This window comes from Pseudomonas sp. CFBP 5748 (assembly GCF_053850495.1).
Genome location: NZ_JBSPTN010000006.1, coordinates 439,592 through 455,619, shown reverse-complemented (window position 1 = coordinate 455,619; position 16,028 = coordinate 439,592). Strand labels below are relative to the sequence as shown.

The window sequence follows — 16,028 nt, the reverse complement described above, 5'->3', positions numbered from 1 at the left end:
AGGCTTGCCCGCGATGGCGGTCTCAAGGAAGTCATCGCGAGCAAGCTTTGCTCCCACAAGATTCCCTCTCCACAAGTTTCTGCTCAGCCCTGGGTTTTCGCGCTGGTTTCTTCAGGCAACCCAGGCAACCCATCCGCGTCTTCCATTGCACGCTCAAGCAATTCGGCGGGCAAACTCTTGCTGGCCCGGGCGCCAAGCAACTTGAGCTGTTCGCTGCGGCTGATCAGATTCCCACGCCCTTCTGTCAGCTTATTGCGCGCCGCGCTGTAGGCTTTGTCCAACTGCTGAAGGCGGCTGCCGATCTCGTCCAGGTCCTGGATGAACAGGACGAATTTGTCATACAGCCACCCCGCTCGCTCGGCGATTTCCCGGGCGTTCTGGCTCTGGCGTTCCTGCTTCCACAAGCTGTCGATCACCCGCAAGGTCGCCAGCAGCGTGGTCGGACTGACGATCACGATGTTGCGGTCAAAGGCTTCCTGGAACAGGTTCGGCTCAGCCTGCAAGGCGGCGGAAAACGCGGCTTCGATCGGTACGAACAACAACACGAAATCCAGGCTGTGCAGCCCATCCAGACGCTTGTAATCCTTACCAGCCAAGCCTTTGACGTGGGCGCGCAACGACACCACGTGTTGCTTGAGGGCGAGCTGGCCAATGGCGTCGTCCTCGGCGGCCACATACTGCTGATAAGCCGTGAGGCTGACCTTGGAATCGACCACCACTTGCTTGTCGCCGGGCAGATAAATCAACACGTCAGGCTGGAAGCGCTCGCCATCCGGGCCCTTGAGGCTGACCTGGGTCTGATATTCGCGGCCCTTCTCCAGGCCGGCGTGCTCAAGCACCCGCTCCAGGATCAATTCGCCCCAGTTACCCTGGGTCTTCTGGCCCTTGAGGGCACGGGTCAGGTTGGTCGCTTCATCGCTCAGGCGCAGGTTCAGCTGTTGCAGCCGCTCCAGTTCCTTGCCCAGGGAGAAACGTTCCCGGGCCTCGGCCTGATAACTTTCTTCGACGCGTTTTTCGAAAGACTGGATGCGTTCTTTCAACGGATCGAGCAACTGGCCCAGGCGCTGTTGGCTGGTCTCGGCGAAGCGCTGCTCACGCTCGTCGAAGATTTTTCCGGCAAGCTCGGCGAACTGTGCCCGCAGCTCATCCCGCGAACCTTGCAGGTCATCCAGGCGTTGCTGATGGCTTTCCTGTTGCTCGCGCAATTCAGCATGCAACGACGCCGCCTGGACATCGAGCCGCCGCAGTTCCGCTTCCTTATTGGCGCGCTCCAGATTCCAGGCGTGGGCCGCATCCCGGGCATTGTCGCGCTCGATCTGCAGCAATTCGACTTCGCGACAGGCAGCGGCGAGCTCGGCTTGCTTGGCGGCATTGGCCTGGCTCAGGTCGCTGATTTCGTCACGGCAGGCATCGAGCTGGGCGTTGAGGCCGTCGTGGGCCATGTGGGCGGTGGCCAGGCGCTCTTCCAGCAAGGCCTGTTCATTCTGCGCGGCGCTGGCCTGGCGTTGCAGGTGCCAGGCCAGTGCGAGCAACGGCACCGCAGCGCCGGCCAGGCCAAACAACAGGCTGGTCAAATCCATAGCCATGACAATTCCTGCCGATCCAATAAAGCCCGAAGGTTAACCAAGCGGCCGGGGGTTGCCCAGCTCAGTCTTCGATTTCACCCAGAGCCTGGCGGGCACGGTGATCCCCGGCCCGGGCAGCTTGGCGCAGCAGCTCGTGACCAATGCGTCGGTCCCGGGCGTTCCCGCATTCACGGCACATCAACTGCCCGAGGCGACTTTGTGCAGCCACCACGCCTTCACGGGCTGGTTGCTTGAGCAGACGACCGGCCAGGTGTTTGACACTGGGGCTGTCTCCCAGGCGCGGGCTGTCGAGCAGCCACTCGGCTACACGCATCGACATACGCTTGGGTGAGGTAACACCGGAGGGTGTGGAAGTAACAGGATTTGATACTGAGCGAAACTTCATAAAGCACTGCGGGACAGATCAGAAGGCGCGCCACTCTACTCCTTTTTTCGCACGGGTAAAGTCGAAAAAAACCAGCACGCCCGTCCTAGAGCAAGCGCTTGGGACAATCCACAGAAGCTGTGGATAACTCAGTGGACAACCGACCCTGAACTCGCCGCAAGCCCTATGGAATGGGGCCTGCGCTCAAACTGACGATTTTTTCACCAGTAAAAAAAAGCGATGTTTTTCATTGACTTAAATTTTGGATACAGGCACCTACCCCAGATTGTTTGCACATGACAGTACGGTGACAAGCCCCATAGCGAGTGTGCACAAGTAACACCTAAACTGGTTATAACGCCGCGATTTCTTGGCGCATCCGGGGGTAAAAACCTGGGGATAACCCGTGGAGTGGCTTTTCTCCCGGCTGACCGGCATCAGGGTTACGCCCTATTTGAATATTTTTTAACCAACGCCCTTCCCTTCAGAGGGGTGATCCGTTAGTATCCGCAGCGTTAGTACCAAGCTGAAAGTCAATTCCGGGTCGAACACATCTCCGCGGTCAGCCTTCCCTCAAGAGAAGCCCTCACCGATAAAAAGAGACCGACCCCCTCGATGGTTTCCAGGTAAACCTTGCACCAACACAGCCTTTGACCCAATGCAAAGGGTGTTGCCAAGCACATTACTCTGACCGAACCAGCCTGCAAATTGATCAGGATCTTCACCCCGGGCCCAGAACCTTTGCCCTTGATGTGTTGCCTGCCCTCCTAAGTACCTACCTGCCAGCCCAAGCGCGCACTTTATATAGCGCTCAAACTGGCTGCTTTGTTCCAGTCGGGTTCTTCGTTCGACCAATGGTGGTCGACGTTACTGGAACGTTTTAACGTTGCACGGTTCTTAACCGTGTCATTTGTAGGAACACCCATAACATGTCTACTCAAATCCATACCCAGGACGCTATCCGCACCCTGACCAACGCTTTTGCCCCAATGAACTGCCTGATCATGGCCGCTCGCAAAGGCTGCTTCAGCTTCACCCTGGTCAACGAACACGGCATCGCTCGTCACAGCGAACGCCTGTACCCCGATCAATACTCCAGCGCCGAACCGCTGCAGGCCGTGATTGAGCGTACCCGTCAGGCACTGGTTGCCTGACACACCAGAAAGGCTGAAACCCAAAAGCCCCGCCGAAAAAGCGGGGCTTTTTGTTGCCTGGAATTTCTCAACCAAGCGCAACGGCTTAAGCACTGGGGGATATAACAGTTATAACCGTTCGCTGAAGATGTTTTAAAAACAGTCCTTTACAGCGGAAATATGACACTACACTTCAAGTCAAGCGGCATGAACCGCTTACGGTGGGGCCTGACCGATCCACTGCTGCCAAGCCCACACCTTTCAGGCCCCGCCCCTTTCACACTTCGAGGGTTTTATGGGTATCGCTGCCAGCGAACTGTGTCGATATGTGATCCGCCCGACGCTCCTTTACCTGGGGCGCCACAGCACAACGGCGGAATCCCTGCTGCTAGGCATTGCCGCCAGCCAGTCGGCCCTGGGTTCGGCCCTGCATGACCGTCGCGGCCATGGCCTCTATCGCATTCCCGAGCCCCGCCACCAAGCGCTTTGGGACCATTACCTGGCGCTGGACCCGGAACGTGCCAGCCTGGTGCGCGGCCTCGCCAGCCAGCATGCCTTTCTCAGCGGCCCGCACCTGGAATTGACCGTCAACCTGCGCTACGCCACGGCCATTGCCTGGCTGCTGGTTGAGGAACAGAACACCCCGCTCCCCGACGCCGACGATCTACTGGGTATGGCCCGGATCTGGCGCCAGACGTTTCACCCTCAAGGGCGCCTGCGAGATTTCACCTGCGCCTGGCAAAACTGTGTCTCACCGCTGAATCAGGTCGCTTGCTGACAGGAAATTTAGAAACTTCCTACAACGTTCGCGAATTTGGTCGGATTGTCCTACAAAACCGCTCTAAATCAAGCGAAACAGGCTATAGCGCTTGAACGAAAATGTTGGTAATTTTCGCCCCGGTGATCATCAGGAGTTTCTAACAATGAAAAAAATCATGCTCAAAACCACCCTTGGCCTTGCCGTGACCTTGGCATCCACACAACTTTTCGCCAGTGGCTTTGCCTTGAACGAACAAAGCATCAGTGGCATGGGCACTGGTTTCGCGGGTCGCTCTTCCGCTGCCGACGACGCAAGCACTGTATTTGGCAACCCTGCCGGCATGTCGCGCCTCAAGCGCCAGCAAGTGACCGGTGGCTTCGCCGCCATTGACGCCTCCACCGACATCAACGATGCCAGCGGCACCCAATCCGGTACCAACAAGGGCGACATGGTGCCGCTCACCGGCGTGCCGATGGGCTATTACGTCAAGCCTATCGATGATCAATGGGCTTTCGGCCTGGGTGTCTACGCACCGTTCGGCCTGATCACCGACTACGATAACAACTTCCAGGGCCGTAACTTCGGCAGCAAGAGCGAAGTGAAGGTCGTGACCTTCCAGCCAACCGTCAGCTACGCCTTCAATGACAAGGTGTCGATTGGTTTTGGACCGACTATCAACCGGATTTCCGGGTCTTTGGAGTCGTCGCTGACCACGCCGTTTTCGCCTAACGACGGTAACGTGAAGATCAAGGGTGACGACATTGGCTACGGCTATAACGTTGGTCTTTTGGTCCAGGCGACCGACACCACTCGCGTTGGCCTGACCTATCACTCCAAGGTCAAGTACAAGCTTGAAGGCCATACCGAAGTGGACGCAGGCGCAGGCACACCTGGGTTCTTGCTGAGTGACGGACGCTACGACGCCTCACTGGACATCACGACGCCTGAGTCCGTGGACTTTTCGGTCACCCAGCAAATCAATGATGCCTGGACCGTCTACGCCGGTAGCACCTGGACCCGCTGGAGCCGCCTGAAAGACATCACCGTGAACAATGACGTCACGGGCGGTGGTGCGCTGAACCCAACCCTCTTCGGCACCATCACCGAAGAACAGAACTGGCACGACACCTGGGCCTACGCCATCGGTACGTCCTACCAGTTGAACAAGCAATGGGTGCTGCGTACCGGCCTGACCTTCGACCAGTCGCCAACCAACAACACCGACCGTTCGCCGCGTATCCCTACCGGCGACCGGACCATCTTCAGCCTGGGTGCCGGTTGGAGCCCGACCGAAGACCTGACCATCGACGTGGCTTACTCCTACCTCAAGGAAGAGAAGGTCAATATCAATCGAAGCAACGCCCTGGGCCAGTCCTACAATGCTGAATACGAAAACAGCGCCAACGGTTTCGGTGTCGGTGCGACCTACCGCTTCTGATGATTTACGGCGAAGCTGAACCGCTCGCCCGCTGAAACGAAAAAAGCCCCGCACTCTGCAAAGAGCCGGGGCTTTTTCGTGGCTGGCGGTCAGGGTTTGGAGGCGATGGCCGTCTCTACCGCCTTGATGAACTCAGGATCGTCAGGTTTGATCCGGCTGGAAAAACTGCCCACGACCTTGCCCTGGCGATCCACCACGTACTTGTAGAAATTCCATTTCGGCGCTGCGGATTGTTCGGCCAGGTGCTTGAACAACGGTATGGCATCAGCACCGCGCACCGGTTGCGGTTCGGTCATGGTGAAGGTCACGCCGTAGTTGACGTAGCAGACCTTGGCCGTTTCCGCGCCATCCTTGGATTCCTGCTTGAAATCGTTGGACGGCACGCCCAGCACTTGCAGCCCTTGGTCTTTGTAGCGCTGGTTAAGCGCCTCGAGGCCTTTGAATTGTGGGGCGAAGCCACAGAAGCTGGCGGTGTTGACCACTACCAACGGCTTGCCGGCGAAGCGTTGGCACAGATCGATGGTTTCCTTGGCCCGCAGCTTGGGCAACGAACCCTCCAGCATTGGTGGGCAATCGGCCGCCCATACGTGCCCGGTCACAGCCAGCAACAGAGCGGGAACAGCAAGCCTGCGCATCAGCATGTCGCAATCTCCTTGAAAGCACCTCAGACCACGACGTTACTCCGCAGCGCCTGACCCCGTCCACCGCTCAGCAGTTGCCCATGCCCAATTGCATCAAGGCCAACCCGCCCTGATGCCAGCCCCACCAGGCAAACGCCAGCAGCAGACCGGCGCCAACGGCAATCAACCATGGGCCGACGCGACTCATGCCGCACCTGCCTGGACTTGCAGACGCGCCACCGGACGTTCGCGCACCGGCCAATTCAACGCCGCCGCCAACAGGCTGAGCAGGATCGACACCTGCCAGATCAAGTCATAACTACCGGTGCGGTCGTACACCACCCCGCCCAACCAGCCACCGAGGAACGAGCCCAACTGGTGGAACAGGAACACGATCCCACCCAGCATCGAGAGATTTCGTACGCCGAACAAGGTTGCGACCGTGCCGTTGGTCAACGGCACCGTCGACAACCACAAGAAGCCCATCGCCATCCCGAACGCATAGGCCGTGGTGGTCGTCACCGGCAGCCACAGGAACAAGCCGATCACCACCGCCCGCACCAGGTACAACCCAGTCAGCAGCCGCGGCTTGGACATGCGCCCGCCCAGCCAGCCTGCGGTGTAGGTGCCGAAGATGTTGAACAACCCCACCAGGGCGAGCACGGTCGTGCCGACGCTGGCCGGCAGGTGTTGGTCCACCAGGTAGGCCGGCAAATGCACGCCGATGAACACCACTTGGAAACCACAGACAAAAAAGCCAATCGCCAACAGCCAAAACCCGGAATGGCTGCAGGCCTCGCGCAACGCCTCGGACAAGGTTTGCTCATGGCCCATAAGCGGCGCCGGCACGTCCTTGAGCATGCTCACCAACGGCACGATCAAGGCCACCAGCAGCCCCAGCGCCAACAGGGCGGCAGACCAACCGAGCCAACCAATCAACCCCAGCGTACCGGGCAACATGGCGAACTGACCGAAGGAGCCGGCGGCACTGGCGATGCCCATGCCCATGCTGCGTTTTTCCGGCGGCACGGCGCGTCCGACCACGCCGAGGATCACCGAGAACGAGGTGCCGGACAGGCCGATACCAATCAACAGACCCGCGCTCAACGACAGCGACCAAGGCGAGTCGGCCATGCCCATGAACAGCAGGCCGACGGCATAGAGAACGCCACCGATCAGCACCACTTTCGCCGCACCGAAGCGGTCGGCCAGCGCGCCGGTGAAGGGCTGCGCCAAGCCCCAGATCAGGTTCTGCAAGGCAATGGCGAAGGCGAACACCTCGCGCCCCCAGCCGAACTCGGCGCTCATCGGCGCCAGGAACAGGCCGAAGCCATGCCGCACACCCAAAGACAACGCCAAAATCAGCGCGCTGCCCACCAGGACCCAACCACAGGTACGCCACATCGATGTCATTGTTATTCTCCGCTCGCGGGTATATACCCGCTTATCATCGAACGAACCGGCATTACGCCAGTTCATCCAGCAAGGCCAGCAACGCCGCGCGCTTCTCGGCGCCCAGCTTATCGATCAACCGTTGTTGCGCCGCTTCCCAGGCCGGCAACGCCGCCGCCAACCGGGCATGCCCGGCTTCGGTGAGTTCGACGATGCGGTTGCGCAGGTCTTCCCCCTCGGCCAACGCCACCAACCCCTCACCTTCCAGCACCCGCAGGTTACGCCCCAGGGTGCTGCGGTCCAGGCCCATGGCCTCGGCCAGAGAGGAAATACTCGGCTGGTCGAGGCGCGCCAGGTTGCTCAGCAAAGAATACTGGGCAACGTTGATCCCGAAGCCATCGAGGGCGCCGTCGTAATACCTGCTGACGCCACGCGCGGCACGACGCAGGTTGATGCACAAACATTGGGAAGGAAGCATGGTGCGTGTATATACCCGTGATTAAGGGAATGCAAATTTTAATGGCGCAACACAAAACCTGTGAATCCACCAAACCCTGAAAAAGCCTAAAATATCAACCAGTTCGACCTGACAGCTGTCGCGACCATTCATCACTCAGCGCCCCCCACCTGTAATGTCTGACAGGTTTCAGCTGGGTTGAATCGAGATATAACGAACCCGTGCCTCCAGCCCTGCACCAGGGCTTCGAAGAAGGGCCGTGTGAACCATGCCGTCAAGCAGTAGGAAGATTCCGCCGCCCCCACGCCATCAATGATGATGAATGGGAGAATTTTCATGTACCACGCCACCGTTGTTCCTGGACATCCGTCGCCCTACCAGACCCGCTTCCAACCCACCGAAAGCAAACCGCCTCAAGCCGTCCGACTGACAAACCGGGAAAAGGAATTTTTGCAGTGGAGCGAGGTTGGCAAGTCTTCCTGGGAGATTGCCATGATCGTCGATTGCAGCGAGGCCAACGTCAATTATCACTTCAATAACATCCGCCGAAAATTCGGCGTCAGTTCACGTCATCTTGCGGGGAAGATTGCGCGTGAGCAGGGGTTGATCTGAGCGATTGATCGCGTATCTACCGCAAAATCTGAAACGAGCAATTCTGGGATGTCGGGCAGGAAATTGCAGCCCAGCTCAATCGCTGTGAAAAAAACGCCAGCCAAAAACATTCGCCACCATGAACAAGTTGGAACTTGGTCATGGTGGCGGGCTGGTGGCATTTACTTGAATGATTGGGTTGCGGGTTGACCTTTTTACTCCAACCAGAAAAGTATTTTGACGAGCACTTACTTTCTCCTTACTCCCCTCAGTTGAGCACCCAGTTCTTCTGTTCGTCTCGCCAGCCTGAAATACGTTTCTAAATTCCAGAGTGTGTCTTCATTATTCAGCGCCCTTGTATAGCTAGTAAAGAGTTGTTGTTGTTCCTTCGTTCTAGCGGCGTTTATAGCTGAGTTTCTAGCGGCTTGTTTTGCGATGTTTTCGGTTTCTCTCGCAGTATTTCTAGCGGTGGTTTCGGCGTTTCTAGCAGCGTCTCTTGCCATCTTTTTTATTTCGTAGAGCTTCTGGGCTCTACTAGGAGGAGATGGGGTTGCGACCGGAGGAACTTCGGGCTTTGAAATTCCGCGTGTTTGATCGAGCATGTTCTGCCCCCCAAAGAGTACTCCTGGGGCGGGTGTTCCTGGAGTACTAGGGGGCACTGTTGGCACGTTAGCAGTACGGGGGGCATCTCCAATTTTCAATACCATAACTGGATTACCAGCTCTCGCAGTCGCATCGGCTGCGGCCGCAGTCGTCCGGATTGAGGGTGCAATACCACCGCTACTAGAACCCCGCGTAAATGAAAGTGGTATTTTATATATCACATGCCCCGTCGGATCCGTAAAACTAATCGGATCCCCGTCACAATAAGCATAAGCATTCACCCCCCCATCCCCAAACGGACTCCAACTGTCCGGACTATGAAACCTCATCAGCAACGGATTGAACGCCCGGTAACCATTGCCCAGCAAATACCACCCGGTCTCATCCCTGACTTCACCGTTATAGCCCGGATGTGAAGCCACCACCTGGGTCGCATCGCGATACCCATAAGCGCTGTAAGCGATTTCAGTCACTTCACCGCCTTCAACCTCCCTGAGCACACTACCGCTGCCGTCACCGGCCAGTATTAAAGACTTTGGGGATGCACCTTCCTGCCGCTCGGCGAGCGTCACTCCATCGGCCGATAGGTAAGTCCTGCTCTGGGTCGGGCTGACTGAATTGACGGGTTTCCCATCGCGATAAAACTGTTGCTCCCGGTGGGTATCGCTGCCGCTGGCCGACAACTGATCGCCGCCGTCGTAAGCGTAAAACCGGCTCACCTCCGAATCGGGCCCACTCACTTCAACCAAACGGGACAGCAGATCATAGGACAAGGAGCGCCCCTCTTCGTCCTTGATCAGGTTGCCGTTGGCATCGTACTCAAGTTCGATATTCGGGTAATCGGCATGGCTGTTGGTGACGCGTGTCAGTTGCACCGGGTCCGGGCCGCTGTATTCGAAACGCGCCGTATTGCTTTCAGTGGCCTGGCCCTTGATGAAGGTCGTGCGCACTTCTTCATGATTAGGCCAGCGCCGGGAAATATTCGCTGCCGTCAGGGTAAAACCTGCGGCAATGCAAAGTGACCGTATCGCCCACCGCCATCGCCTGGTACGGCACCATCCACGGGGTGATGATCAACTCCGCCTTCTCCAGGTCCAGATGAAGGTCATGGGCTTCTCTGATCTGCACCACCGGCAGTGGATTGGGCTGCATCCGAATCGTCATGCTCCGGGTTCCTTATGCTTTAAAAATACTTAATGAAGTTTTTTCAGCGATGCAAAGGACAGCTACTGGGCTCCTGTCTTTAAGATTTACGCCTGAACGAGCGGCTTTGGAACTATCAGAAGTGTTAGGTTTACGCGGAAAAATTTTCGGTTATATTTTATGCGAACCGCATCCTCTAAAAGCTGAGATCAGAATATGAACACTTTCAGAAAGAGCTTTACCCTTCTTTTATTTAGTCTAATAGGTTCCCATTGCATAATCACCGCAAGCAATGCCGCAGGATACATTATGGTTCGTGAAGGTGATGGCGTCCGAGAGTGCAGCATCCCAGCTATTCCAGGGGAGTATTATGTTGGAAACTATGGATGCACAAATGATCAGGCATATACCGTTCGCTTCGTTAACGTACCGTCCGCACTCCACATCACTTTTTTGGATGATCGGTGGCCTGCTGGAGGTAACTGCAGATGGAACGATAGTTGGGAAATAGAAGTTCGCATGACAAAAGACCCGACCACCACTCCCGCTGACAGCTACATATCTCTCGCTGTAATGTACTCAGCACCTTTGAACTCAGTCATTGCACCTGGCGTATTGAAGATCAGGCATCGCGCAGGCGACAGCCAGATCAATGGACATCTTAGCTGCGTAGCTGTCAGCGAAGGAAAATGAAATATTAATATTACTCTTCAAGAGACATTAATATGGCCACCACCACCGCGGTCCACTCCAACGCCTTCAACTTCCTAAGTTTCGTCCAATCCGGAGTCGACGCGCGCACGGGCCAATACACGGTTTCCTTATCTCTACCAGAAGTCAAAACCTGCGAACTCAGCGGCCCGGTGGTGCCCCTGACACTCAACTTCAACCCTCTCAACACCGTCGACGCCGGTTTTGGCCTGGGTTGGGAAATGGGCCTGACGCAATATGCGTCCGACACCCAGATCATCTCGTTGCATTCAGGCGAAACGTTCAGGGTGACGGGGCCCTACCCCGGTTTTACCCATCGCCTGCGGATGAAAGAGCAGAAAATAGAAAGCTTCCATTTATTCACCCTGCCCGATAACGATAACCGATTCAAGGTCGTGCACAAATCAGGGCTCGTGGAAGTGCTCGAATTGAAGGGGGCCTCGCCACAAGTGGCCGTGCCGGTAAAAATGTATTCCCCGCAAGGCCATGAGGTCAGCCTTGAGTACATTACCGCCCCCAGTGGCCAACCGATGCTCAGTGCCCTTCTCGACAGCACCGGGGCATTGCTGCGGATCACCCGCGATACGGCCGCGCATACCGTCACGTTTGCCATGGGCCTCACCAATGGGATCCCTTCGGCGCAAGTGGTGCTGAACCTGATAAATGATCACGTCGAACGCATCACCCTGCCGACCACCGAAGGCGCCGGCTGGCGCTTCGAATACCAGACGGAGAAAACCCTGAGCTGCATCAGCGCGGTCTGGACGCCTTTGGGTACCCATGAAACCATCCTGTACAACGACGAGGGCCATGGTTTCCCCGGCCGGGATACCCAACGCAAATTGCCCAGGGTGACCCGCCACACCACCGACCCGGGCGGCGATAATCCGCCCATTGTCGTGGCATACAGCTACGGGGCCGATAGCCATAATTTCCTCGGCTATGGCAGCGCCATCAACTGGGATGACGACGGCCTGGACAACCTCTTCAAAGTCCTCGAACCCTACACCTACACCACCACCGAAAGCCTGATGAGCGGGACCGAGACGGTGCGCAGCATCACCCGCACGTTCAACCGCTTCCACTTGCAGACCCAGGAAGTCATCGCCCAGGGCAACCACCAGAAAACCATACGCACCCGTTATTACGCCGATGATGACGACAAGCTGTCCTTCGACAACCAGCCACGGCAATGCCAGCTGCCAAGAAAAATGTCGACGTTATGGTCGATCAGTGATGACCCACGGTTCTGGCGCCTGGACACGGAAATCAACGAATACGACATCCATGGCAACCAAACGCTGCGCATCGAACCCACCGGCCTTACCGAGTCAATCAGCTACTACCCCGCCGACGGTGTCGCAGGCTTTTGCCCGACAGACCCGTACGGCTTCGTGCGGCATGTCCGCGAGAAAACGGTAACGCCGTCAAGCGACCCCGAGCGCGTCCCGGACCTCGAACCCGGCGCGTCGGCCAAGCGCACCCGGTTTCGCTATCAGACGTTGCCGGCCATCAGCGGCAGCGCGATCACGCTGCCCTGGCTGTGCGTGGTGGAGGAGCGCCTGTATGAGTTGACCGACGAGACGGAGCGACAACTTTCACTCACTGTCTTCGACTACATCAACACCCCCAGCACCCCATTGACCCACGGCCGGCGCGCTCGGCAAGCCATGACCATGGGCGATGACACGGGGCCGACTTCGGTCATCGATTACAGCTACACGAAGAATCCCACCAACCAATCCTTGCGCACCGTGCAGCAGTTCTCGTCGGATGTCGACAATGCCGCACGCACGGTGGTCGACGAGCGCTCGATGCTCAACGGCGAGCCCTTGCTGGTCACTGAAAACGGCATTGAGCACAGCTACCGTTACGACGCCTTGAACCGGGTGCTGAGCGAAACCCAGGCGCCCAATAGCGACTATCCGGCAACACGTCGCTACAGCTACCGCCTGATACGCCCGGCCGATGCAGGACAGAACCCGATCACCACCCAGGCCTACCAGCAAATGGAGGACGTCAAGGGGGTCAGGGTGCGCACGCACTTTGACGGCTTGAGCCGGGCTGTGCGTGAGGAGATGGAAGACCTCGACCACTCCGGCGGCAGTTATCGCGATATCTACAGCGCGAAGTACAACGCCAAGGGCTTTTTGGTCGAGGAAACCGAAATCGACTGGCTGGAAGCCGTCGACCTTCGCTTGACGACGTCCTACACCTACGACCTGTGGGGCCTCCAGGACAGCGTCACCCGGCCCGATGGGGTGAAACAGTGGACCCTCAACAACCCGATTGCCTTTGCCACCGAAGAGTGGGTCGACGGCACTGCACGCACCCGAACCGTCACCAATCGTTTCGAAAAAACCGTCAGCGTCGAACGGATCGGTGTGGACGGGCAGCGCATCAGCCAGACCTCGTTCAAGTACGATGGCTTGGGCAATTGCACGCGAGAGGTCGACGCGCTCGGCCAGGTCACCCGCTATCGCTACGATGCGTTCGCCCGCCTGCTCAGTACCACACTGCCTGACCTGAGCACCGTCCGTCACACTTACGCCGAGCACAGCCAGGCCGAACTGCGCACCTCCATCGAAGTAGAGCCGGGCAACACCCACTTGCCCACTCGCCGCCTCGGCGAACAACGGTTCGACGGCCTGGATCGGCTGACAGGTTTGAAGGTGGGCCCTAGGGACGAACAACTGGTGTACGAAGCCGGCCATTTCCAACCCAAACATCGGATCACCCCGGCCGGCAACCAGATCGACTATCAATACAAGCACGGCCTGAGTGAACAGCCGACCGTCGTCACCGCCCCCGATGATGAGTCCACTTTCGAAGTCGACCTGCTGGACGCCCGGCTCGACAGCTCGAAAAACAGCCAGGGCGAATATCATTTTTCCTATGATGAAACCGGCCGCCTGATCGCCGAGAGCTGGAAGGACATCGTCGACAACAAAACCTACACCACCCGCTACAAGACCTCGCTCAAAGGTCGACGCCTGAGCCGCACCGACATTGGCAACCATCAGACCCTCATGGATTACGACCGACGCAATGGACGGCTGCTCAGCATGGAACAAGGGCAATTGCACGCAGCCTTCGATTACGATGCGATCGGTCGCGTGTTCCGCACCACCACCAAAGACAAGACGACCAACAACACGCTGACCACCACCCTGGAGTTCGACGAAGTGGGGCGCGAAACCTTGCGCACCCTGGTGATGCTGGACGCGCAAGGCCGCCCCATCGAAGCCGAGCGCTCCATCGAACTGACCTACCTGGCCGACAGCAACGTAAAGACTCGACACCTGAGGGTCGACGGCGCCAGCGCCCTGCTGGAAACCTACAGCTACGACCTGCGCGGTCGCCTGGAGCGCTATCGGTGTTCGGGCAGCGACTTGCCCAAGGACCGTTTTGGCAACGCCATCGTCAGCCAATACTTCGAGTTCGATACGCTGGACAACATCATCTATACACGAACGGTGTTCAACGATGGCAGCCTGGACATCGCGCACTTCACCTTTGCCGACGATGACCCTTGCCAACTACTCGGCGCCAACCACAGTCATCTGGACTACCAACAGCTGGAAAGCCGCTTCAGTTACGACCCCGACGGCAATCTGGAACACGACGAGACCGGTCTACGGCTGCGCTATGACAGCCAGGGGCGCCTGGTGCAAGTCACGACGCCGACGGGGCAGTCCGTGACGGCGTACCGCTATGACCCCCATAACAACTTGCAAGCCGTCCAGCCACAAGGCGACACCCAAACCCTGCGCTTCTATCAGGGAACACAGGTCACCGACACCTTGCACGACGACCATCACATTCAGTTTCTCTACCATGAGGGGCAACCCCTGGGGCAGCAAACCCCCAGCGGCGACGGGCAGACCCTGTTGCTGCTGACCGACGCCAAGCGGTCGGTGATCGGCGAGAACCAGGGCAGCGACGTGCGCAGCGTGGTTTACGGGGCCTATGGCGAACGTGACGAAAACAACGGTCTGCATAGCCTACTGGCATTCAACGGTGAAGCAATTGAGAGCACGGGATGGTACTTGTTGGGTAAGGGGTATCGGGTCTACAACCCGAGTTTGATGCGTTTCCATAGCCCGGATTCGATGAGTCCCTTCGGCGAAGGCGGCCTCAATTGCTACATGTATTGCGCGGGTAATCCGATTGCTTTTAGTGATCCGACAGGGCATCAAGCGCAGGGGCAAATCATCCATAACCCTTGGTTCAATGCAGGTGCGGGTGTGTTCACCATGATCCTGGGTATTGCCATATCGGTCATGACACTTGATCCAGCGCCTCTTATCGCAGCCGTTGCGGAAGTCGTCGGAATGTCGGCACAAACAGCGACATTGGCGACCGTGGCCGTAAGCACCACTATCAACTCTGCGGCGCCTGCCGTTTTTTGGGCGTCGATGGGTGCATCGTTGGGGGCGGATGCTGGAGCTATGTTTTTTCAGAACGAAGACCTTAAAGGCGCCGCTTTGTGGACTGGGATAGCTCTCGGTGCGCTGGCGATGCCTAAGGTCAAGATTCCGACGGCCAAGCTTCCGATGCCCAAGGGACCTACGATGGAGATTCCGAAGACTCAGGGACCGAAGTCAGAGGTTCCTAACGCAATACAACCTACATCCAACGCACGCATCCGGTTTCCAGAGGAAGGAAGAATGATCTTTCAAGACAGAAAACTTGGTTTCACGGGTCGAGGCAAAAAAAGACCCTACAGCGGCCCTGAATACGGAGAAAAAGCAAGATTCCAGGAAGCAAAAACTGCCCAGAACAAAACCGGCGCAACTCTCAATAATGACAATCGTCCTTCGATGGCCACGCTGCTGGAGGAAGATCAAAGTAAGTTGAAGAACGATGTTTTGTCGGGCCAGCAATATTTCCGTGGGAGAGAAGCTGGAACCCCAGCGGAAATAATATATGTCCATCGTATCCAGCCCAAGCCCGAGGTTTGAAACATAAAGCTAGGCCCCCTCCAATTGCCTGGATCTGCCCCCAGAATATCAGACATACCCTCACCCCCCCCACCTAGAATCCGCTCCCGAGACAGCGCCCATCGGCGCTGTCTCGGGAGCGTTGAACTTCACAATCACCTTCCAGTAACGCGGTGGAAAACTGTGGGAGCTTGCTCGCGATGAGGTCGGCACATCCAACAACATCACCGGCACAGAAAGACCGCCATCGCGAGCAAGCTCCCACAGGAGGGTTAGGCTGCATGCGA

At 57.6% G+C, this 16,028-nt stretch carries 12 protein-coding genes; 5 read left to right on the top strand and 7 right to left on the bottom strand.

Annotation, left to right across the window (positions count from 1 at the left end; genetic code table 11):
* Positions 1-83: 83 nt before the first annotated feature.
* Together rmuC and ACWNZ1_RS17065 are read right to left on the bottom strand one after the other, a co-directional pair.
* A complete protein-coding gene (rmuC, locus tag ACWNZ1_RS17070; protein WP_178084327.1) occupies positions 84-1,472 on the bottom strand; it encodes a DNA recombination protein RmuC in 1,389 nt (462 codons plus the stop codon).
* Positions 1,473-1,647: 175 nt separating this feature from the next.
* Positions 1,648-1,971, bottom strand: a complete 324-nt coding sequence (locus tag ACWNZ1_RS17065) for an SEL1-like repeat protein (protein ID WP_135846719.1) — start codon at positions 1,969-1,971, stop codon at positions 1,648-1,650.
* 908 nt (positions 1,972-2,879) lie between these two features.
* Here ACWNZ1_RS17065 and ACWNZ1_RS17060 point away from each other — a divergent pair.
* The 3 genes from ACWNZ1_RS17060 (at position 2,880) to ACWNZ1_RS17050 (ending at position 5,281) form a co-directional block, all read left to right on the top strand.
* Positions 2,880-3,104, top strand: coding sequence for a hypothetical protein (locus ACWNZ1_RS17060; protein ID WP_007898912.1), 225 nt, complete (start codon positions 2,880-2,882; stop codon positions 3,102-3,104).
* 274 nt (positions 3,105-3,378) lie between these two features.
* Complete coding sequence (locus tag ACWNZ1_RS17055) at positions 3,379-3,861, top strand: hypothetical protein (RefSeq protein WP_135846720.1); 483 nt, start codon at positions 3,379-3,381, stop codon at positions 3,859-3,861.
* A 145-nt stretch (positions 3,862-4,006) separates the two neighbouring features.
* On the top strand, positions 4,007-5,281 hold the full coding sequence (locus ACWNZ1_RS17050) for an OmpP1/FadL family transporter (RefSeq protein WP_265072320.1): 1,275 nt from the start codon (positions 4,007-4,009) through the stop codon (positions 5,279-5,281).
* A gap of 89 nt (positions 5,282-5,370) precedes the next feature.
* Here the strand turns inward: ACWNZ1_RS17050 and ACWNZ1_RS17045 are convergent, their stop codons facing one another.
* From ACWNZ1_RS17045 to ACWNZ1_RS17035, 3 genes are all read right to left on the bottom strand, one after another.
* Positions 5,371-5,922, bottom strand: a complete 552-nt coding sequence (locus ACWNZ1_RS17045; RefSeq protein ID WP_135846722.1) for a glutathione peroxidase — start codon at positions 5,920-5,922, stop codon at positions 5,371-5,373.
* A gap of 183 nt (positions 5,923-6,105) precedes the next feature.
* Positions 6,106-7,314 (bottom strand): MFS transporter, encoded by a 1,209-nt coding sequence (locus ACWNZ1_RS17040; protein WP_135846723.1) that lies wholly within the window; start codon positions 7,312-7,314, stop codon positions 6,106-6,108.
* A gap of 52 nt (positions 7,315-7,366) precedes the next feature.
* Entirely contained in the window at positions 7,367-7,771 is a 405-nt protein-coding gene (locus tag ACWNZ1_RS17035; RefSeq protein ID WP_256453594.1) for a MarR family winged helix-turn-helix transcriptional regulator, read from the bottom strand.
* A gap of 315 nt (positions 7,772-8,086) precedes the next feature.
* Here ACWNZ1_RS17035 and ACWNZ1_RS17030 point away from each other — a divergent pair, with 315 nt between their 5' ends.
* Positions 8,087-8,362, top strand: coding sequence for a helix-turn-helix transcriptional regulator (locus tag ACWNZ1_RS17030; RefSeq protein WP_135846725.1), 276 nt, complete (start codon positions 8,087-8,089; stop codon positions 8,360-8,362).
* Positions 8,363-8,589: 227 nt separating this feature from the next.
* Here ACWNZ1_RS17030 and ACWNZ1_RS17025 read toward each other — a convergent pair whose 3' ends face one another.
* Positions 8,590-9,894 carry an RHS repeat-associated core domain-containing protein gene (locus ACWNZ1_RS17025; protein WP_456027757.1) on the bottom strand — a complete coding sequence of 435 codons (1,305 nt, stop codon included), beginning with the start codon at positions 9,892-9,894 and terminating at the stop codon, positions 8,590-8,592.
* Between the two features lie 10 nt (positions 9,895-9,904).
* Positions 9,905-10,108, bottom strand: coding sequence for a hypothetical protein (locus tag ACWNZ1_RS17020; protein ID WP_456027756.1), 204 nt, complete (start codon positions 10,106-10,108; stop codon positions 9,905-9,907).
* A 704-nt stretch (positions 10,109-10,812) separates the two neighbouring features.
* On the opposite strand from ACWNZ1_RS17020, the gene ACWNZ1_RS17015 reads away from it, so the two are divergent.
* Positions 10,813-15,762, top strand: coding sequence for an RHS repeat domain-containing protein (locus ACWNZ1_RS17015; RefSeq protein ID WP_265072324.1), 4,950 nt, complete (start codon positions 10,813-10,815; stop codon positions 15,760-15,762).
* The last annotated feature ends 266 nt before the right edge of the window (positions 15,763-16,028 follow it).